This window comes from Rhizobium sp. BK049, assembly GCF_014193135.1.
Lineage (GTDB): Bacteria > Pseudomonadota > Alphaproteobacteria > Rhizobiales > Rhizobiaceae > Rhizobium.
This window is the reverse complement of sequence record NZ_JACHYV010000002.1, coordinates 191,784-211,875: the sequence shown is the minus strand read 5'-3', so window position 1 is coordinate 211,875 and position 20,092 is coordinate 191,784. Positions and strand designations below refer to the sequence as shown.

20 protein-coding genes are annotated in these 20,092 nt (G+C 61.8%); 14 read left to right on the top strand and 6 right to left on the bottom strand.

What is annotated here, in order from left to right; all coding sequences use genetic code 11:
* Positions 1-36 precede the first annotated feature (36 nt).
* Together ggt and FHT70_RS02910 are read left to right on the top strand one after the other, a co-directional pair.
* Positions 37-1,773 (top strand): gamma-glutamyltransferase, encoded by a 1,737-nt coding sequence (ggt, locus tag FHT70_RS02915; protein ID WP_183698782.1) that lies wholly within the window; start codon positions 37-39, stop codon positions 1,771-1,773.
* 120 nt (positions 1,774-1,893) lie between these two features.
* Positions 1,894-2,868, top strand: a complete 975-nt coding sequence (locus FHT70_RS02910; RefSeq protein ID WP_183698780.1) for a threonine/serine dehydratase — start codon at positions 1,894-1,896, stop codon at positions 2,866-2,868.
* Positions 2,869-2,922: 54 nt separating this feature from the next.
* Here the strand turns inward: FHT70_RS02910 and FHT70_RS02905 are convergent, their stop codons facing one another.
* A complete protein-coding gene (locus FHT70_RS02905) occupies positions 2,923-3,819 on the bottom strand; it encodes a LysR substrate-binding domain-containing protein (protein ID WP_183698778.1) in 897 nt (298 codons plus the stop codon).
* Between the two features lie 117 nt (positions 3,820-3,936).
* On the opposite strand from FHT70_RS02905, the gene FHT70_RS02900 reads away from it, so the two are divergent.
* The 3 genes from FHT70_RS02900 to FHT70_RS02890 are packed head-to-tail and all read left to right on the top strand — an operon-like array spanning position 3,937 to position 5,302.
* Positions 3,937-4,356 carry a tautomerase family protein gene (locus FHT70_RS02900; protein ID WP_183698776.1) on the top strand — a complete coding sequence of 140 codons (420 nt, stop codon included), beginning with the start codon at positions 3,937-3,939 and terminating at the stop codon, positions 4,354-4,356.
* Positions 4,353-4,754 carry a cupin domain-containing protein gene (locus tag FHT70_RS02895; RefSeq protein ID WP_183698774.1) on the top strand — a complete coding sequence of 134 codons (402 nt, stop codon included), beginning with the start codon at positions 4,353-4,355 and terminating at the stop codon, positions 4,752-4,754. Before FHT70_RS02900 ends, FHT70_RS02895 begins: the two co-directional genes overlap by 4 nt.
* Positions 4,751-5,302, top strand: a complete 552-nt coding sequence (locus FHT70_RS02890; RefSeq protein ID WP_183698772.1) for a DUF4865 family protein — start codon at positions 4,751-4,753, stop codon at positions 5,300-5,302. The genes FHT70_RS02895 and FHT70_RS02890 overlap by 4 nt, the downstream gene beginning before the upstream one ends.
* Positions 5,303-5,304: 2 nt before the next feature.
* Here the strand turns inward: FHT70_RS02890 and FHT70_RS02885 are convergent, their stop codons facing one another.
* The 3 genes from FHT70_RS02885 to FHT70_RS02875 form a co-directional block, all read right to left on the bottom strand.
* Entirely contained in the window at positions 5,305-5,937 is a 633-nt protein-coding gene (locus FHT70_RS02885; RefSeq protein ID WP_183698770.1) for a LysE family translocator, read from the bottom strand.
* A 126-nt stretch (positions 5,938-6,063) separates the two neighbouring features.
* Positions 6,064-7,503: a pyruvate kinase gene (gene pyk, locus FHT70_RS02880; RefSeq protein ID WP_183698768.1), complete on the bottom strand. Its 1,440-nt coding sequence runs from the start codon at positions 7,501-7,503 to the stop codon at positions 6,064-6,066.
* Entirely contained in the window at positions 7,503-7,988 is a 486-nt protein-coding gene (locus FHT70_RS02875; protein WP_011426762.1) for a DUF1036 domain-containing protein, read from the bottom strand. The genes pyk and FHT70_RS02875 overlap by 1 nt, the downstream gene beginning before the upstream one ends.
* A 199-nt stretch (positions 7,989-8,187) precedes the next feature.
* Here FHT70_RS02875 and FHT70_RS02870 point away from each other — a divergent pair, with 199 nt between their 5' ends.
* The 3 genes from FHT70_RS02870 (at position 8,188) to FHT70_RS02860 (ending at position 9,663) form a co-directional block, all read left to right on the top strand.
* Positions 8,188-8,976 (top strand): N-formylglutamate amidohydrolase, encoded by a 789-nt coding sequence (locus tag FHT70_RS02870; protein WP_097597454.1) that lies wholly within the window; start codon positions 8,188-8,190, stop codon positions 8,974-8,976.
* 26 nt (positions 8,977-9,002) lie between these two features.
* The gene (locus FHT70_RS02865) at positions 9,003-9,308 is read left to right on the top strand and encodes a DUF1244 domain-containing protein (RefSeq protein ID WP_183698766.1); all 306 of its coding nucleotides are present in this window, start codon (positions 9,003-9,005) and stop codon (positions 9,306-9,308) included.
* Positions 9,309-9,399: 91 nt separating this feature from the next.
* Positions 9,400-9,663 carry a DUF2312 domain-containing protein gene (locus FHT70_RS02860; protein ID WP_008533181.1) on the top strand — a complete coding sequence of 88 codons (264 nt, stop codon included), beginning with the start codon at positions 9,400-9,402 and terminating at the stop codon, positions 9,661-9,663.
* Positions 9,664-9,822: 159 nt separating this feature from the next.
* Here FHT70_RS02860 and FHT70_RS02855 read toward each other — a convergent pair whose 3' ends face one another.
* Positions 9,823-11,664, bottom strand: coding sequence for a DUF882 domain-containing protein (locus FHT70_RS02855; RefSeq protein ID WP_183698764.1), 1,842 nt, complete (start codon positions 11,662-11,664; stop codon positions 9,823-9,825).
* Between the two features lie 178 nt (positions 11,665-11,842).
* Positions 11,843-13,387, bottom strand: coding sequence for a sigma-54 dependent transcriptional regulator (locus FHT70_RS02850; protein ID WP_085779393.1), 1,545 nt, complete (start codon positions 13,385-13,387; stop codon positions 11,843-11,845).
* 207 nt (positions 13,388-13,594) lie between these two features.
* Here FHT70_RS02850 and FHT70_RS02845 point away from each other — a divergent pair, with 207 nt between their 5' ends.
* From FHT70_RS02845 to omp10, 6 genes are all read left to right on the top strand, one after another.
* Complete coding sequence (locus FHT70_RS02845) at positions 13,595-15,451, top strand: M3 family oligoendopeptidase (protein WP_183698762.1); 1,857 nt, start codon at positions 13,595-13,597, stop codon at positions 15,449-15,451.
* Between the two features lie 292 nt (positions 15,452-15,743).
* The gene (locus tag FHT70_RS02840; RefSeq protein WP_210282715.1) at positions 15,744-16,850 is read left to right on the top strand and encodes an aminodeoxychorismate synthase component I; all 1,107 of its coding nucleotides are present in this window, start codon (positions 15,744-15,746) and stop codon (positions 16,848-16,850) included.
* The gene (locus FHT70_RS02835) at positions 16,847-17,476 is read left to right on the top strand and encodes an aminotransferase class IV family protein (protein ID WP_183698758.1); all 630 of its coding nucleotides are present in this window, start codon (positions 16,847-16,849) and stop codon (positions 17,474-17,476) included. The genes FHT70_RS02840 and FHT70_RS02835 overlap by 4 nt, the downstream gene beginning before the upstream one ends.
* A gap of 2 nt (positions 17,477-17,478) precedes the next feature.
* Entirely contained in the window at positions 17,479-17,763 is a 285-nt protein-coding gene (locus FHT70_RS02830) for a YciI family protein (protein WP_183698756.1), read from the top strand.
* A gap of 166 nt (positions 17,764-17,929) precedes the next feature.
* Entirely contained in the window at positions 17,930-19,381 is a 1,452-nt protein-coding gene (locus tag FHT70_RS02825) for a homospermidine synthase (RefSeq protein WP_183698754.1), read from the top strand.
* 170 nt (positions 19,382-19,551) lie between these two features.
* Complete coding sequence (omp10, locus tag FHT70_RS02820) at positions 19,552-19,920, top strand: outer membrane lipoprotein Omp10 (RefSeq protein ID WP_085779399.1); 369 nt, start codon at positions 19,552-19,554, stop codon at positions 19,918-19,920.
* Positions 19,921-20,092: the final 172 nt, after the last annotated feature.

The window sequence follows — 20,092 nt, the reverse complement described above, 5'->3', positions numbered from 1 at the left end:
TATGTCTTTCCGTTGTTGTCCATAGGAGGGGAAATCATGGGCCGCCTGCATATCGGAACGATCTCCGTCATATCGGCATTGTCGCTAACTCTGACGACGGCCTTCGCGGCCTCGCTCGCACCGGTCGAGGCCGAACACGGGATGGTCGTCACCGCCCAGCATCTGGCGACCGATGTCGGCGTCGAGGTGCTGAAGAGCGGCGGCAACGCCGTCGATGCAGCGGTCGCCGTGGGTTATGCACTGGCGGTCGTCTATCCCTCGGCCGGCAATCTCGGCGGCGGCGGCTTCATGACCATCCGCCTGAAAGACGGCACCAAGGCTTTCCTCGATTTCCGCGAGCGCGCGCCGCTCGCCGCGACAAAGACCATGTATCTCGATGCTAAGGGCGATATCGTGCCACGGGCCAGCCTTGATGGCTATCTCGCCGTCGGCGTTCCGGGCTCCGTCATGGGTTTCGAGACGGCTCGCGAGAAATACGGCACCCGCTCACGCCAGGATCTGATCGGGCCGGCGCTCCGCTTCGCCAAGGAGGGCTACACGCTGGAACAGGGTGACGCGGCGATCCTTGCCGGCAGCGCCAAGCGTCTTGCCAAGGACGAGACGGCGGCGAAGATTTTCCTGAAACCGGACGGCAAGCCCTATGGCTCCAGCGAAAAGCTTGCGCAGCCGGATCTCGCTGCAGTCCTGGCGGCCATTTCGGAAAAAGGACCGGACGCCTTCTATAAGGCTGCCCCCGCCGAGGCGATCGTAAAAGCGAGCCAGGCCAAGGGCGGCATCCTCGCCAAGGAGGACTTCGAGCAATATGCCGTGCGCGAGCTGAAGCCGATCGAGTGCAATTACCGCGGCTATGACATCATCTCCTCGCCGCCACCGTCTTCCGGCGGCGTGATCATATGCGAGATCCTCAACGTCCTCGAAGGTTATCCGCTCTCCTATCTCGGCTACGCCTCGGCTGAAACCGTGCATGTGATGGTCGAGGCGATGCGCTACGCCTATGTCGACCGCAACGCGGCCCTCGGCGATCCCGATTTCGTCGACAATCCGGTCGAAAAACTGCTCGACAAGAGCTACGCCAAGGAGATCGCAGCAAAGATCGATCCCTACAAGGCCGGGACTTCGGCCAACCTGGAACCGCTCGGCGGCAAGGAAAGCAACGAGACGACCCACTATTCGATCATTGACGACGAGGGCAATGCGGTTGCCGTCACCTATACACTGAACGGCTCCTTCGGCGCAGCGGTCGTGGCACCCGGCACCGGCATTCTGCTCAACAACGAGATGGACGATTTCACCTCCAAGCCGGGTGTGCCGAACCTTTATGGCCTCGTTCAGGGCGAAGCCAACGCCATCGCTCCGAAGAAGACGCCGCTCTCCTCGATGAGCCCGACGATCGTCACCCGCGACGGCAAGCCCTTCATGGTGATCGGCAGCCCCGGCGGTTCGCGCATCATAACCATCACGCTGGAGGCGATTTTGAATGTCGTCGATTTTGGCATGGATATCAGCCAGGCGGTCAACGCACCGCGGTTTCACCACCAATGGCAGCCCGACAAGGTCTATCTCGAGCCCTATGCGCTCTCGCCGGATACGGAAAAGACGCTTGCGGCAATGGGCTATAGCTTCGACGGCGGCAACGACGCACCGCTCTGGGGCCAGGCCGCTGGCATCCTCGTCGGCGGCAAAAGCCTTGCCGCCATCGAAAAGGGCGGCGGCGCTCGCTACAACGGCGCCATGGACGCCCGCGCGACAGAAGGCTCGGCGGGCGGCTATTGACGGTCGGCGAGCCGCCGGGCATTGCGCATGGTCATTCATGTCACGGTGACAAAGTCACCGTTCACAAACCGTTTGCCCCGTCCTATGCATGAGCGACGCCGCAAGCAGGACGATTCTCGAATGGTCAGCATTGAAATGATTGTTGCCGCCCGCGCTCGACTGCGCGGTCGCGCGCGCCGCACGCCGCTTCTCTCCTCCCCCTTCCTGGACGAGATCGCCGGCCGGCGCCTGTTCGTGAAGGCGGAATGTCTGCAGCATTCGGGTTCCTTCAAGTTTCGCGGCGGCTGGTCTGCCGTCTCCGGGCTCGACCCGGCGGTACGCGCGCGCGGCGTCATCGCCTTCTCCTCAGGCAATCATGCGCAGGGCGTCGCCCTTGCCGCCAAGCTGCACGGCGTGCCCGCCGTCATCATCATGCCGAGCGATGCGCCGAAGCTGAAGATCGCCAATACCCGCGCCTTCGGCGCCGAGGTCGTACTCTACGACCGCGCCAACGAGGATCGCGACGAAATCGGCGCCCGGCTCTCCGCCGAGCGCGGCCTGACGCTGATCAAACCTTTCGACGAACCGCTTGTCATCGCCGGTCAGGGCACGACTGGTCTCGAAATCTCCGAACAGGCGGAAGAAGAAGGTATAACGGAAGCCGAGGTGCTCGTTCCCTGCGGCGGCGGCGGACTGACGTCAGGCATCGCGCTCGCCCTCGAAGCCAGCGCCCCCGGCTTTCGCGTCCGTCCCTGCGAGCCCAGGGACTTCGACGATACCATCCGCTCGCTCGCGTCCGGCAGGATCGAACGCAACGCCTCCATGTCGGGTTCGATCTGCGATGCGATCATCACACCGGAGCCGGGCAAGATCACCTTCCCGATCTTGAAGCGCCTCGCCGGCGCCGGCATCGTCGTCACCGACGACGAGGCGTTGCGCGCCATGGCGCTGGCCTTCGTCAGATTGAAGATTGTCGTCGAGCCGGGCGGCGCCGTGGCGCTGGCTGCCGCCCTCTTCCACGGCGAGGCGCTGGAAAGCGATACCGTCGTCGCCGTCACCTCCGGCGGCAATGTCGATACCGACATCTTCGCTATGGCGTTGGAACGCTTCGGCTGAATAACAGGGCGGATTCATTGATCGGGGCCTGCGCTCGCAGAGGCAAGCGAGAGATCAGCCTGCCGTCCCGTGCAGCGCGCCATGCACGGACTGTAGAACCAGTTCGCCAAGCCGCGCCGCAGCTGGTTGCAGCTCAGCTTCGGCTCTATGCAGCACCAGGCCGAGCTTCGGCAGCTCAGGCAGGCCGATTGCCTCTGGCGCAAGCGCCCGGACCTTTGCCGGCAGGCCGATCGGCGTGCGGATGGTCAAACCGAGGCCCGCCGCCGTCGCTGCCCAGAGGCCGCCGAGACTGGGGCTGACGAATGCGAGCCGCCAGGAGATTCCCGCCGCGTCGAGCGCCTTGGTCGCCGCACTGCGCAACAGGCACGGCGCCTCCAGCGAGGCAAGCGGCATCGGCTCGCCGCTTGCCGCATGCCAGCCGGGCTGTCCCTCGGCAGGCCCGATCCAGCACATCGGCACTTCGCCGATGCGCTCGCAATGCGCCGTCAATTTTCCGTCGCTCCAGGCGAGTGCCAAATCGAGCTTGCCTGAGGTGACCCGCTCGAGAAGTTCGGCATTGCGCACCACCCGCGCCTCGATGCGGACTTTCGGGTGGCCCCGCGCGAAACGGCCGAGCACCTTAGGCAACAATGTCTCACCGAAATCCTCCTGCAGACCGAGCCGCACCCAGCCTTCCAGCTCGACGCTGTGCACGGCCGCCGCCGCCTCATCGTTGAGCTCCAGCAGCCGTCTGGCGTAACCGAGCATTGTTTCGCCGGCATCGGTCAGCGCCAGCCCCCGGCCCGCCTTGCGGAAGATTGGGGTGCCCGCCTGTTCCTCCAGCTTCTTCAGCTGCGCGCTGACCGCTGACGTCGAACGCCCAAGCTTTTCCGCCGCCTTGGCGAAATTGCCGAGCTCCATGCCGGTCGAAAAGGTCCGCAGCACATCGAGATCGAAGATCGTCCGCCGCATCGTATTGTTCCAAATTTTGGGATATTTGATCCATAAAATTCTGATTTTCAGCATCATCCTGTGCTGCGATGATGCTGTTGTCAAGGCCGCCGGACGGCCCGAACCATGGAGATCCCAATGCCCTTCGTTCGCATCTCTCTTCGCAAAGGCAAGTCACAGGAATATCTCGCAGCGCTTGCCGACAACGTCCAGCGCGCACTGGTCGAGACCTTCGACGTGCCCGAAAACGACCGCTTCCAGGCCATCCATCAGCATGATGAGAATGAACTGATCTTCGACCGCAGCTATCTTGCCGGCCCTCGCTCGGACGATTTCGTCTATATCTCTGTCACGATCGGCCGGCCGCGAACGGGGGAGATGAAAGCAGCGCTGTATCGGCGGCTCGCCGAGCTGCTGACCCAATCGCCGGGCCTTCGGCCGGAAGACCTGATGATCGTCGTCAGCACCAGCGCGCCTGAGGACTGGTCCTTCGGCAACGGAATCGCCCAAATGACCGATCCGGGCTGGCGGCTGCAGATAGCCGGAGGCCGGCAATGAGTGCTTCGAACCCGAAATCGATGACAGTCAGGCGACCTGGTAAGGTGACCCGCTCGCCCGAAGGCGTGACAACCGCGCCCTTCTGGGTTGAGATGCTGCTCGAAGGCACGGACGGCGAAAATACCGCGATGCGTGCCACGCTCGATCCGGGCACCATCACCCGCTGGCACACCCACCCCAAGGGGCAGTTGCTCTATGTCCTTGCGGGACAGGGCCTGGCACAGAACGAGGGCGGCTCGGTTGAGGAATTGCGTGCCGGCGATGCGGTCTGGTTTGCGCCCGGCGAACGCCACTGGCATGGCGCCGCCGCTGACAGCCCGTTCACCTATATCAGCATCCAGCCGGCGGAAAATGGCAGCTTTGTCGAATGGCTGGATCCAGTGGAGGCACGGCCATGATCGCTATGCAATACAGCTTTACCCTGCCGGCCGATTACGACATGTCGATCATCGACCGCCGCATCCGCGACAAGGGGCCGTTGCTCGACGGCTTCCCCAATCTCGGTTTCAAAGCCTATCTCAGCGCCCGCATCGGCGAATTCGGCAGCCGCGACAACCTGTATGCGCCCTTCTACCTCTGGCGGAGGCCGGAACGGGCAGGCGACTTCCTCTGCGGCACGGGTTTCCAGGCGCTCACCAGTGCCTTCGGCTGGCCACAGGTGAAGACCTGGATCGTATGGGAGGCGCAAATCTCGCCCGATATCGCCGCTGCCGCCTTCGCAACCCGCAATATTCTGCAGACTGAAGCCCATGCACCGCTTGCCGATCTCCGGCGGACCGAAATCGCAGAGGCCGAAGCCGATCTGGCGGCAGGCGCACTCGCCTCCGTCTCCGGCTTCGAACCGACGACATGGACCCGCATACGCTTCAGCTTGTGGCGGGAGCCTCCCGAGGTCGGCGATGACGCGCAGACCTACCGCGTTGGCCATATGTCCTTGGCCCGATGAGTTTAGGCGGTGGCCCGACGGTAAAAGGCAAGCGATCCCGCAAGGGCGAGCAGCGCGCCGCCGCATGCGCGTTCCAGCCATAAGGCGCCTGACGTTTTCAGGAAACGGACCGCCTGCGAGCCGAAGAAAGCGTAACCGAACATGATGATGAAATCGAGCACAGCGAAGACAAGGGCGAGCAGCAAATACTGCGCCGTCTGCGGCTGGGTGGGCTCGATGAACTGCGGCAGAAAGGCGGAGAAGAAGAGATATCCCTTCGGGTTGGTCGCTGCGACCATGAAACTCTTCAGCCCGAGCGAAAAGGTCGATCTCGCGGCCGCCTCATCGGACTTCAGCGCCGCGTCGATCGTGCCCTTCGAGCGCAAGAGCATGATGCCGAGAAAGGCGAGATAGGCGGCACCCGCCCATTTCAGCATCGAGAAACAGAATTCCGATGCCGCAAGCAGCGCGCCGAGTCCGACAGCCACAGCGCCGATCAGGACGAAATCCGAAAGAACCGCGCCGACCATGCCGGCGACCGCGCGGCGCAGCCCATGCCGAGAACCATTTGTCAACGCCAGCAGCACTGTCGGTCCTGGTGTGGCGATACCGACGAAGGAAACGGCCGCGAAAGCCAAAAGAGTGACGATATCCATGATGATCCCTCCAAACCCGAGGATCGAGACTTGCATGCGCCGCATCCCTTGGCAATGCCTGGTCACATGAACGAAAAAAGCCTGCCGCCCTTTTAGGCAGCAGGCTTCATCACAGATGCGAACGGATCAGACGCCGCTCTGACCGTCCGAACCGATATAGGCGATGCGCAGCATGTTGGTGGCGCCCGGCGTGCCGAGCGGCACGCCGGCCGAGATGATGATGCGGTCGCCCGGCTTGCCGAAACCTTCATCGGCGACAATGCGGCATGCGCGGTTGACCATGTCGTCGAGATCGGTCGCGTCATGGGTGACGACGCAATGCAGGCCCCAGACGATGGCAAGCCGGCGCGCAGTCTTGATGATCGGCGACAATGCCAGGATCGGCACCTGCGGGCGCTCGCGCGAGGCGCGGAGACCCGTCGTGCCCGACGAGGTGTAGCAGACGATCGCCGACAGCTTCAGCGTTTCGGCGATTTGACGGGCGGCAAGCGAGATCGCATCGGCGCCGGTTGCTTCCGGCTGGGCGCGCTGAGCATAGATGATGCCGGGATAATGCGGCTCGCGCTCGATGGCCGTGGCAATCGAGGCCATGGTCGAAACGGCTTCGACCGGATAGTCGCCCGAGGCCGATTCGGCCGAGAGCATGACGGCATCGGCGCCTTCGAAGACGGCGGTCGCGACGTCTGATACTTCGGCGCGTGTCGGCACCGGCGCTGAAATCATCGATTCCAGCATCTGCGTGGCGACGACAACCGGCTTGCCCGAACGGCGGCAGGCACGGATCAGCTGCTTCTGAATGCCTGGAACCGATTCGAGCGGCATTTCGACGCCGAGATCGCCGCGGGCGACCATCAGAGCGTCGGAAAGCTCGATGATCTCCTCGATGCGCTCGAGAGCCTGCGGTTTTTCGATCTTCGACATCAGGCCGACTCGGCCGCGGGCGATCTTGCGCACTTCGGCTAGGTCGTCTGGACGCTGGACGAAGGAAAGCGCCACCCAGTCGACATCGTCGGTGGCGAGCACGGCGTCGAGATCGGACCGGTCCTTGTCTGTCAGCGCACCGACGCCGAGCAACGTGTCGGGAAGGCTGACACCCTTGCGGTCGGAAATGCGCGTGCCGGAGATCACCGTCGTGACGATGCTCTTCCCGTCGCACTTGTCGGCGCGCAGGCAGAGCTTGCCGTCATCGATCAGCAGACGGTGGCCAGGCTGCACCGATTCCAGGATCTCGGGATGCGGCAGGTAGACGCGTGTGGCATCGCCGAGCGCTTCATTGTTGTCGAGCGTGAAGGTCTGGCCGGGTTTCAGATCGACCTTGCTGTCGGTAAACTTGCCGACGCGCAGCTTCGGTCCCTGCAGGTCGGCGAGAATGCCGATCGGCCGGCCTGAACGCGCCTCGACCGAGCGGATGCGCTGGATGAGCGTTCGCATCAGGTCGTGGCTCGCATGGCTCATATTGATGCGGAAGACATCGGCACCGGCCTGGTGCAGCTTCTCGATCATCGATTCCTCGGCGGAGGCGGGCCCGAGGGTGGCGAGGATTTTAATTTTGCGATTACGCTTCATCAATTCTGACTTTCTTGCGTCCCTGGGGTGTCGGAGAGTTGAACCATCCAGCTGCCCTGGCGGCCCGTGTCATATTCCTTGAATCCCATCTTCTGGTAGCCCCGGGCATAACAATCCTGCACGCCCGAGATCTTGAATTCGTTTTCCGCCACGCACATCTGCACGTCCCCCGTCCACCGTCCTCCCCGGGCGGCGTCCTCTGCGTAGAGGTAATAATAACGCGACTGCAATTCTCCCTCGATCAGCGTGGCGCAAGTCGTTGCCGGCACCTGCCACCAGCCCTCCGTGATCCAGCCGTCTTTGGCTCTGTATCCGATCGCTACCCCAACCAGATTTTGCGTTCCGTTGCACACGCGAAAATCGGCGCGTGCGGCATCTGCGATGAAGAAGGGCATGGCGGCTGCAAGAGCAAACAGGGCGAGTCGGACCAGCGGTCCGGACCGCGTGAGGAAACTTGGCGCGGCTTGAATCAACACGGCTCCCAAATAGCTCCACGGTTATTCATATCCGTGCCTTCTTGCGCCGCCGCCATCCGAAAGTCAACGCAATGCTAATCGATTATATTCCCTTTCATAACGGTCCGCAAAGGTTCATATCCGCTGTCGCCGCCCGTCGCGCTTGAACCGGTCGCGGGCTCATGCAATCACTGGGCGCGACTGGGCAATGAGCAACGGCAATTCCTTCATGGACGACTTCCAATCCTTCGAAATTCTACCCGGAAAACATGACAAAGGCATGGTGATCCTCGCCGATCACGCAATGAACCGCCTTCCCGCCCGGTATGAAAGGCTCGGCCTGCCGGAGTCTGCCTTCGCCCGCCACATCGCCTATGACATCGGCATCGAGCGCCTGGCGCGCCAGCTTTCAGCGAGGCTCGGCATACCGGCAGTGCTCGGCGGTTTCTCGCGGCTGCTGATCGACCCGAACAGAGGGGAGGACGACCCGACCCTGATCATGAAGATCTCGGACGGCGCCGTCATACCAGGCAATCACCCGATCACGCCGCAGGAGTGGATTTACCGGATCGAAGCCTTTCATCGCCCCTACCACGAGGCCGTGGCAGGCACGATCGACGCGGTGGCGAATAGCACCGGCAAGGCACCGCTGGTGCTATCGCTGCATTCTTTCACGCCGGCGTGGAAGAGCATTCCCCGACCCTGGCACGCCGCCGTTCTTTGGGACAGCGACCGGCGCGCCGTCGGCCCGCTGCTCGACATGCTGCGCGCCGATCCCGATCTCGTCGTTGGCGACAACGAACCCTATGACGGCGCTTTGAAGGGCGATACCATGTACCGCCATTGTATGGTGACAGGAATCCCACATGCCCTGCTCGAGGTGCGTCAGGATTTGATCGCGGATGAAGCCGGCATATCGGCATGGGCCGAGCGCCTGGCGCCGATTTTTGCAGCGATGAATGCGGATCCGGCCCTACACGAATACGACGTCCATCCGTCGCGCACCGGCCCCTATTGAGGCCCACGGAATGAAAGGAGAGCGAGATGACTGCGCTCAGCAAGGAACAACAGACCGAATTCGAAGCCGCCGCCTTCCGTCGTCTGATCGCGCATCTTCGTGACCGCAGCGACGTCCAGAACATCGATCTGATGAACCTGGCCGGCTTCTGCCGCAACTGCCTGTCGAACTGGTATCGCGAGGCCGCCGAGGCCGAAGGGGTTCCGGTCAGCCGGGACGAATCGCGTGAGATGATCTACGGCATGCGCTACGAGGACTGGAAGAACCTCCACCAGAAGGAGGCCTCGCCTGTGCAAAAGGCGGCATTTGAGCTGAACAAGCCACACAAATAGTCCGCTTGGCCTTTAACAGGCTTGACCGTGACGCCGCTTCGCGGCAGTCACGTGCATCCCGAATTGATCACCGAAAAATCAGGAGAACACGATGTCTGATGCTCATGGCGTCGCCCGCGATCAGCTTCGCGCTTTCATCGAGCGCATTGAACGGCTGGAAGAAGAAAAGAAGACCATCGCCGACGACATCAAGGACGTCTATGGCGAAGCCAAGGGAATGGGCTTCGATACCAAGATCCTGAAGAAGGTCGTGGCGCTGCGCAAGAAGGACGAGCAGGAGCGCATGGAGGAGGAAGCCATCCTCGACACCTATCTGCACGCGCTCGGCATGATCGAAGCGCCGCCGGAAGGCTGATTCGCCGACGTCGCTGCTTTGATAAAAGCCGTCGGACCTTCCGGCGGCTTTTCTTTTGCGCCGTATCTTGCTGGCACTCCAACTGTCCAGCCGATCGAATAGTCAGAAGAAAACCGCCGGATCGCTCCGGCGGTTTTCGGTCTGACGCGATCGGCAAGCTCAGTTCGTATTGAACTTACGCACTTCCATGAAGTTGACGGCGTTGCCGCTGAAACGGGCCGGGTCGACTGAGGCGGTCTTGACGTTGAAGCCCTCGGCATAGACAGCGGTCGGTTGGGCGCGCATCGTCTGGCTGACGAAGCGCGGCGCCTTGACCTGTTTGGAGGCCATTTCGAGACGGGCATTGGTCAGCGCCCACTGCGAGATCATCTTCTGCGTCAGCTTCGGCTCGGTCCGCACCGTCGCGCGGCTGGCATCGGCTGCGGCGGCTTCCTTCTGCGTCGGACGGCCGCCCTTGACCGGGAGGGGCTGCGGCGCGGGGCTCTCGGCAGCCGGGGCGTCGAAAGCATCGCCGAAGCTTGCCGACTTCGTCGCCGGCGCCAAGGCAGCGAGCTGCAATGACGGCTTTTCGGCGGGCGCCTTTTGCGGCATCGCGGCGGCGATTGCCTGCTCCACGCTCATTTGAGGCTCATGCGAGGCGACCTGGCTTTGCGTATCCTTGTTCTGCTGCTCGAGCGCGGCGGCGATGGCAGGAGACAGGCCGCCATCCTGATCGGCCTCGTCTGCCTCCGCTTCGGGATCGGCATCCGCCGCAGCAAGCAGATTTTCAGCAACGGCAGGGCGCTCGACCGGAGTGGGAACTGGCATTCCGTTCTGCATGTTCGGATCGATCGACGCGACCTCGGCGTCGCCCGGCGCGCGGCGCTGACCGAGAAGCGAGGGAACGGGAATGCTGTAGGCGCTGAGATCGGCGAATTGCTGTGGCTGGGCCTGATCAGCCGGAAGCGCCGCGACGAGGGCCTGCTGCGCGGCGTTACCCGAAGAGGGCGCCACCAGTGCGCTGGCCATTTCACTGCCGGCCGGCTGGTTGCTGAAAGCCGGGCGAACCTGCGGCACCGGCGCGTTCAGGGCTGCGACCTCGGTCTGCTGCGGCTCGGCAGGAGCAGGCTCCGCCTTCGGCGGCGTCGCCTTGGCGACAGCAACGGGAGCCGAATCGTCGGAATCATCTTCCTGTTCGTCAGCCCCGCCGCCAAACAGCGCCTCAAACAGCGTCTTATGCTTCGGCGCCGATTCGGAAGCACTGGCGATCTCGATCTGCGTGCCGCTGACGCGGCGCTTGTAGTCGGCCATCGCTTGCTGATAACCGGGCAGCGGCTTGCCGTCGGCCGGGATGTGAATGGTGTTGCCGTTCGGGAAAAGCCGGACAAGCTCGTCGCGGCTCATACGCGGCCAGGCGCGAACGCCGCCGACATCCATGTGCACGAAGGGCGAGCCGGATTTCGGATAAAAGCCGACGCCGCCGATCTGCATCTTCATGCCGATGGCCCTGAGCGTCGCAAGCTTGACGTCGGGAATGAAGAAGTCCATCGCCTTGCCGAGCATGTGCTGGCTTTTTTCGGCGACGCCGGAATTGCGCGAGCGGCCGCGCAGCATCTCGTTGGTTGCCGGCGAACGGAAACCGCAGACGACGTTGATGTAGTCCCGCGAACCGCTCTGGCGGTAGACTTCCCAGATCAGGTCGAACAGGCGCGGATCCATCTTGGTCGGCTGGTTCTTGCGCCAGTCGCGCAGGAACCGGTTCAGCTGCTCCAGACCCTTCCGGTCGAACTTGCCGTTACGCTTGTAGGTGATGACGGCCTTTTCGCCGGTATGGATGAAATAGAGCTTGAGGCTGCGGGTTTCGCCCGCTGCTTGGGAAGGCGTACCGACCAGTACCGGCGAGGAAACCGCAAGCGCAAGAAGGGCGGCCGCCGCCGTCCTCACTGCCTTTCCGCAAATGTCGGCGCACAAAGAACGCCAGCTCAAGCGCGAAGGCTTGGAATTCCCATTCAGATTCGGCAACTCGATCCCCGTCAGACAGACAATGTCCCGTACTGTCCCAGATGACTGTCAAATGCGGTCACACGATGGCAAAAATGCCACACATGATCAACCTTTTCTTTACATAGTGAACGAGCCACTAACAAGTGGTTTATGATCAGTAACAAATCGTGGTTGCCCGAGTCTTAATAAATAAGGCCTAAGCCGCATCTTTCTGGGGATTATCGGGATCTATGCCGTAATCTTTGAGCTTGCGATAAAGTGTGGACCGGCCGATGCCAAGTTTGCGCGCCACTTGACTCATCTGCCCACGATAGAATTTGAGCGCGAATCGGATGAGCTCCTCCTCAACGTCGGCAAGTTTGCGCACATCTCCGGAGGGATTGACACTGGCAATGGCGTTTTCGGAAGTCTCCGACAGGCGGTGATGCACCTCACTTGGCATCGGCGCCTGGTATTCCTCGCCATAGGCTTCATCAGGGTCGAGGCCGGTATTGTCGGCAACGAGCGCCAGGTGGTCCACCACTTCATATTCCGGAAGCTGGGCGGCGATTTGCGGGAAATCCGCCTCCGTCAGCTCCGGCCCTTCGGCGAGAACGACCGCACGGAAGATCGCATTTTCGAGCTGGCGGATGTTGCCCGGCCAATCATAGGCGGTCAGCAGTGCCAACGCGCCTGAATTCACGGTCATGCGGCGGCCGCTCTTCTGCTCGCTGGAGAAGCGGTCGGTAAAGACGCGCACCAGATGCGGGATGTCTTCCTTGCGCTTGCGCAGCGCCGGAATGGTAATCGGGAAGACGTTGAGGCGATAATAGAGGTCCTCGCGGAAATGCCCGCTCTTGACCTCTTCGATCAGATCCTTGTTGGTCGCGGAGATCAGCCGGACATTGACCTTGTGCGCGGTGCGCGCGCCGACCGTCTCGATCTCGCCCTGCTGCACGGCCCGCAGGAGTTTCACCTGCACCTCGAGCGGCAGGTCGCCGATCTCGTCGAGGAAGATGGTGCCGCCATCGGCTTCCATGAATTTGCCGATGTGACGTTCGGTCGCGCCGGTAAACGCGCCCTTCTCGTGGCCGAAGAGGATGCTTTCGACGAGGTTGTGCGGGATCGCCCCGCAATTGACGGTGACGAAAGGCTTGTTCGAGCGGTCGCCGCCGGACTGGATAGCGCGGGCCACCAACTCCTTGCCGACGCCGGATTCGCCTTCGAGCACGACGGGAATGTTGGACTGGGCCGCCCGCTGGGCCAGATCGATGACGCGGATCATCGCCGGGCTGGCCGAAACAATGTCGTCGAAGCCGACGGAGCCCGAGCGCGACCGGCGTCCGGCCCGCGCCTTCACCTCGCGCTGGTCTAGCTTCATCGCGTTGGAGATCGAGGTGGCGATGCGTTCGGGCGACACCGGCTTGACGACGAAATCGAAGGCGCCGGCACGCATCGCCTGCACCACGGTCTCGATGCCGCCCTGGCCCGTCTGGACGATGACCGGGATCTGCGTGCCGAATTCGTGAAGCGCGTCGAGAAACTCGAGGCCAGTCATCTCGGGCATCATCAGATCGAGCACGATGACATTGAAAAGGCCGCTGTCGCGTTTGACCATTTCCAGGCCGATGCGGCCGTTTTCGGCCTGGTGCACGACATGGCCGTGACGCTCGATTGCGTTCTTGAGCAGACGGCGTTGCACCGGGTCGTCCTCGACCACGAGGATTTGCCCTGCTCCCTTGAGCTCATTGTAACCGGTCATTGTCGCTCCACTTCATGCGAAACCATGAAGCGCACTCTGGCAGAAAGGCTTGAACATCCAGTTTTGAGAAATAATTGCATTTTAACGATTGCGAAGGCCCGATTTCGTGCCGAAGCGAGGCCTTTTATGCGCCGAAAGACCCTTGATGCGGGGCCTTCTCGCGCTTATTCAAGCAGACCTGTCATAAAGTGGAGAGGAATTGCGCCCATGAAAATCGAGCCCCTGCACGCCGGGTTTTCTTTCTCGCCAGCAACGCCAGCCGGGGCGGCGGCCGATCCGGCGCTCGGCGACCTGCCGGTTTGGAAGCTGCAGGATCTTTATCCCTCCGCCACGTCCACCGCCTTCGTCGCCGACATGGAAAAGGCCGGCAAGGCCGCGATCGCTTTCGAAGAAAAGTGGAAGGGCAAACTCGCCGAAGCGGCAGCGAAGACCGGCACCGAAGGCATCGGCGCGGCGCTGAAGGAATATGAGGCGCTTGACGACATCATGGGCCGCCTCGGCTCCTTTGCCGGCCTCACTTATTTTTCCGACACCACCAATCCGGCAAACGGCAAGCTCTACGGCGACGTCCAGGCCAAGATTACCGAATTCTCGGGCCATCTCCTGTTCTTCGCGCTCGAGCTGAACCGGATCGACGACGCCGTGATCGACGCCTGCATGGCCAATGACCCCGATGCCGGCCATTATCGCCCCTGGCTGATCGACCTGCGCAAAGATAAGCCCTATCAGCTCGATGACAGGCTGGAGCAGCTCTTCCTCGAGAAGTCGATGACATCGGCCTCCGCCTTCAATCGCCTCTTCGATGAAACCATGGCGGAGCTTCGCTATGAGATCGATGGCGAGAAAGTGCCGCTCGAGGTGGCGCTGAACATGCTGCAGGAGAAGGATCCGGAAGTGCGCCGCAAGGCGGCCATGGCGCTCGCCGAAACCTTCAAGGCGAATATCCGCATCTTCACGCTGATCACCAATACGCTTGCCAAGGACAAGGATATCTCCGACCGCTGGCGCGGCTTCGAGGATATCGCCGACTCCAGGCATTTGGCAAACCGCGTCGAGCGAGAGGTTGTCGACGCCTTGGCCGCAGCCGTCCGCGAAGCCTATCCCCGCCTTTCGCACCGCTATTATAGAATGAAGGCGAAATGGCTCGGCATGGAGCAGATGAATTTCTGGGACCGCAACGCGCCCCTTCCGGAAACGTCGAGCGCCGTGATCTCCTGGTCCGACGCGAAGGACACGGTGCTATCGGCTTACGGCAATTTCGCCCCCGAGATGGCCGATATCGCCAGGCGCTTCTTCGACGAGCAATGGATCGATGCCCCGGTTCGCCCCGGCAAGGCGCCTGGCGCCTTCGCTCATCCGACGGTTCCCTCGGCACACCCTTACGTGCTCGTCAATTATATGGGCAAGCCACGCGACGTCATGACGCTTGCCCATGAACTCGGCCACGGTGTCCATCAGGTTCTCGCCGGCGCGCAAGGCGCGTTGATGTGCCAGACGCCGCTGACGCTGGCCGAAACCGCGTCGGTCTTCGGCGAGATGCTGACCTTCCGCGCGCTCCTGGAAAAGACGACCGACAGGCGCGAGCGCAAGGCGATGCTTGCCCAGAAGGTCGAGGACATGATCAACACGGTCGTGCGCCAGATCGCCTTCTACGAATTCGAGCGCAAGCTGCACACCGCCCGCAAGGCAGGCGAACTCACCGCCGACGACATCGGCGAACTCTGGCTCTCCGTCCAGTCGGAAAGCCTCGGGCCGGCGATCAATATTTCAGAGGGCTACGAGACCTATTGGGCCTATATCCCCCACTTCATCCATTCGCCCTTCTATGTCTACGCCTATGCTTTCGGCGATTGCCTGGTCAATTCGCTCTACGCCGTTTACCAGAAGGCCGAGAAGGGCTTCCAGGAAAAGTATTTCGAACTGCTGAAGGCCGGCGGCACCAAGCATCATTCTGAACTCTTGAAGCCTTTCGGCCTCGACGCCACCGATCCGTCGTTCTGGAGCCAGGGCCTGTCGATGATCGAAGGGCTGATTGATGAGTTGGAAGCATTAGATAAGGGGTGAATTCTCGTCGCCAGGAGCGGAGAGGCAGCAATGAGTCTCTTCTCCCCTCGGGGGAGAAGGTGCCGGCAGGCGGATGAGGGGGCGACATAGCAGAAGCTGTCCTTCGCATCTGCTCAGGACGTCGCTCCGCCCCCTCATCTGCCCTTCGGGTATCTTCTCCCCCATGGGGAGAAGAGGGAAGTATCTCACCCTCCCCATCTCACCTCGAGCAATGGAGAGCAGAACAAATTGAAAGTGTCGCGTGGCCGACCAACCCTATATCCTTTTTCGCGACGACACGACCGACGAGGTGATGCTTTTCGCCAAGCCGGCTGAGATCATCGTCGCTCGAACGCGCAGCGAATTCTTCGCCGGCCTTGTCCGCATGGAAGAGGCCAAGGCCGAGGGCAAATGGCTTGCGGGCTACATGGCCTACGAGGCCGGATACCTCTTCGAAGAAAAACTCGCTGCCTTCGCCGGAGAAGGTCGCGAAACGCCGCTCCTCTGTTTCGGCGTATTCGATGCTCCGCAGCCGGACACACACCCGCTCGCCCAGCCGAAACAGCGACTCGAAAACGAGGAATTCCTCACCGCACCGAAGGCCGCCTGGGATTTCCCTATATATAAAGAGCATTTCAACCGCCTTCACCAGCACCTGAGGCTCGGCGACGCCTATCAGGCAAACCTCACCATGCCGGTCAAAGCCCGCTGGAGCGGCGATCCTCGTGCCGCCTTCTGGTCGCTGATCGAACGCCAGCCTGTGAAATACGGTGCACTGATCGATCTCGGCGGCCCGGTCATCCTGTCGCGTTCACCCGAACTCTTCTTCCGCACCGATGAGCAAGGTTGGATCGAAACCCATCCGATGAAAGGCACGGCAAAACGCGGCGCTACCGCCGCCGAAGATGCCGAAATCATCGCGGCCATGCGGGCAGATATCAAGACGCAGGCCGAAAACCGCATGATCGTCGATCTCCTGCGCAACGACATCTCCCGCATCACCGAGGTCGGCACGCTCGATGTACCGAAGCTCTTCGACGTGGAGACCTATCCGACCGTCCACCAGATGGTCAGCCATGTGCAGGCAAGACTTCGCCCCGGCCTTTCGATCCGCGATATATTTGCCGCCCTCTTCCCCTGCGGCTCGATCACCGGCGCGCCGAAGATACGGGCGATGGAGATCCTGCACGCACTCGAGGACGACCCACGCGACGCCTATTGCGGTGCGATCGGCATGATCTCGCCGACCGGCGCCATGCGTTTTTCCGTCGCCATCCGCACCGTCACGCTTTTTGGCGGCGGCAGGGCGGTCTTCAATGTCGGCGGCGGCATCGTCTTCGATTCCACCGCCGAGGCGGAATATGAGGAATGCCTGCTCAAGGCCCGCTTCGCCGTTGGCGACCAGTGGATCGCGCGATGACCGATTTTTCGCTGATCGAGACACTGCGCTGGCAGCCCGGCGACGGCTTCGTCCGCCTGCGCCTGCATCTCGCCCGGCTTTCCCGCTCCGCCCGCCGCCTCGGCTTTCCGCAGCCGCTCGGCGCGGCGGCGAAGCTCGATAAAGCCGTCAGTGAGGCAAAGGGCCCGCTGCGCATCCGCATGACCTTCGACGCACAAGGCCGCATCGAGGTGACGAGCGCGCCCTTCGTCCCGTTGGCGCCTGATACAGTCTGGACCGCCCGCCTCGCCGCAACGCGCCTCGATTCCGCCGACCGGCTGCTGCGGGTCAAAACCACGCGACGCGCCGTCTACGAAACCGCGCGCTCCGAATATGCTCAGGCGGAAGCCGACGAAGTCATCCTGTTGAACGAACGCGACGAGGTCTGCGAGGGAACCATCACCTCCATCTTTCTAGACGACGGAAGCGGTATTTTACGCACTCCGCCGATCTCCTGCGGCCTGCTCGCCGGAGTGCTGCGCACCGAACTCATCTGCGGGCGCAAGGCCCGCGTCGGCCATCTGACCCTTGCCGATCTCGATGCCGGCACGCTCTATGTCGGCAACTCGCTGCGTGGACTGATCCGCGCAAACCTCCTCAGGAATTGAGCATGTTCATCCTCTCCCTCACTTATCGCAAATCCAACGACGATGCCGACATTCACATGGAGCCGCACATGGCCTGGGTGAAGGAGGGTTACGCTAAAGGCTGGTTCCTCGCCTCCGGCCGCAAGGTGCCGCGCACCGGCGGCGCGATCCTCGCCATTGGCGACCGTGCCGCAATCGAAGCCTATGTCGCCGCCGACCCCTTCACCGTCCACGGCGTCGCCGAATACGAAATCACCGAACTTGCGATAAAGACGACGGTCGAAGGATTGGAAATCCTGAAGCGGTGATTTTCGGTCAGGGCATCTTGTCGCGCCGATATTTGGCCTTTCCCCGTCAACGCTCTTTATTGTGACGGCGTTTTGTGGTTAGAGCCGGTCACTTCGCAATTTCTGCGGCAATCTCACAAGAATTCTTCAGGCTGAGCGCCTTCGTCCCCTTCCACAGGAGAAAAGAATGACGGAACAGAACTATCCGGTATATGCCGAAATTACCGGTCCGATCGTGATGATCGGCTTTGGCTCCATCGGCCGCGGCACCCTGCCCCTGATCGAGCGCCACTTCAAATTCGACAAGAGCCGGATGGTCGTCATCGACCCGCGTGAAGAACCCTCCGACATGGAGATCCTGAAGAAACATGGCGTTCGCCACATCAAGGAATATGTTACCAAGGACAATTACAAGGAGCTGCTGAAGCCCCTGCTGACGAAAGGCGAAGGCCAGGGCTTCTGCGTCAACCTCTCGGTCGACACCTCCTCGCTCGACATCATCAAGCTCTGCCGCAAGCTCGATGTTCTTTATATCGATACGGTCGTCGAGCCCTGGCTTGGCTTCTATTTCGACAAGGGCATGAGCAATGCCGACCGCACCAACTATGCGCTGCGCGAGACGGTGCGCAAGGAAAAGGCGAAAAACCCCGGCGGCGCCACCGCCGTCTCCACCTGCGGCGCCAATCCGGGCATGGTCTCCTGGTTCGTCAAGCAGGCGCTCGTCAACCTCGCCAATGATACCGGTGTTAAATTCGAGGAACCGGACCAGCACGATCGCGAAGGCTGGGCCAAACTGATGAAGAAAGTCGGCGTCAAGGGCGTCCACATCGCCGAGCGCGACACCCAGCGCACAAAACATCCGAAGCCGCTCAACGTCTTCTGGAACACCTGGTCCGTCGAAGGCTTCATCTCCGAAGGTATGCAGCCGGCCGAACTCGGCTGGGGCACGCACGAGCAGTGGATGCCGAAGAACGCCAAGAAGCACAAGAAGGGCAACAAAGCTGCGATCTACCTGGAGCAGCCGGGCGCCAACACCCGCGTGCGCACCTGGTGCCCGACCCCCGGCCCGCAATACGGCTTCCTCGTCACCCACAACGAATCGATCTCGATCGCCGATTACTTCACGGTCCGCGACAAAGACGGCGAAGTCACCTTCCGTCCGACCTGCCATTATGCCTACCATCCGGCCAACGACGCCGTGCTCTCGCTGCATGAGATGTTCGGCAACGGCGGCACCCCGCAGCCGGTCCACCACGTTCTCGACGAGGACGAGCTCGAGGACGGCATCGACGAACTCGGCGTCCTCCTCTACGGTCATGAGAAGAATGCCTACTGGTATGGTTCGCGCCTGTCGCTGGAAGAAACCCGCCGCATCGCGCCTTACCAGAACGCCACCGGCCTGCAGGTGACCTCCGCCGTTCTCGCTGGCATGGTCTGGGCGCTGGAAAACCCCAAGGCCGGCATCGTCGAAGCCGACGAGATCGATTACAAGCGCTGCCTCGACGTGCAGATGCCCTATCTCGGCCCGGTCGAAGGCCACTATACCGACTGGACGCCACTAGACGGCCGTCCCGGTCTGTTTCCTGAGGATATCGACACCAAGGATCCCTGGCAGTTCAGGAACATCCTCGTTCGCTGACATTGTCAGTGCAACTTTGAAGATGCCCGCCGCGAGGCGGGCATTTTTGTAACGCTGGCTGTATAAATGCCGTCCCCACTGCTCCAAGCCTTGCCATCATGGCAGACGCACGCCATGTTTTGCCCGAACTTGGCGGGTGACCGCCACGCCGATTCGCCGGGAGAAGCCTTATGAAAATCAGAACTGGTCTCGTTCTTGTCGGTGCAGCGGCCGCTCTTGCCTCCTGCGTTTCGCCGGAGCCACGGCCATTGCCGGTTGCAGCCACGCCCGCCGCCAACGGCGTTGAAGGCAGCTGGAGCGATCCGAACGGCATCGTCTCCACGTTCCAGGGCGGTACCTTCACCACCCGCACGACCGATAGCAACCAGCTTCTTGCTTCCGGCACCTATATCAATACCTCGCCGACACTGGTCGAGATCAACATGACCTCGCTGGTGCGCAAGACACAGTCCAAGGTTAATTGCGCCCTCGTCAATCCTACCCAGCTCAACTGCACTTCGGATTCCGGTGCACAATTCACACTTTCCCGCCGCGGCTGAAAAGAGCGGATGCGCTGACGGTCTTGTGCTGGTTGCCGTGCGAATCTTTTTCTGGTCACCTTGTCCTGCTGATGCTGGTCTCACCTCGAAGGCGATGACGGCCGCTTAAGAGGCCGCTTTTTTGTGCCGGTCCTCTTGGAAAGAATCCCTTCTGATCCAGCTTTCCCTTGCG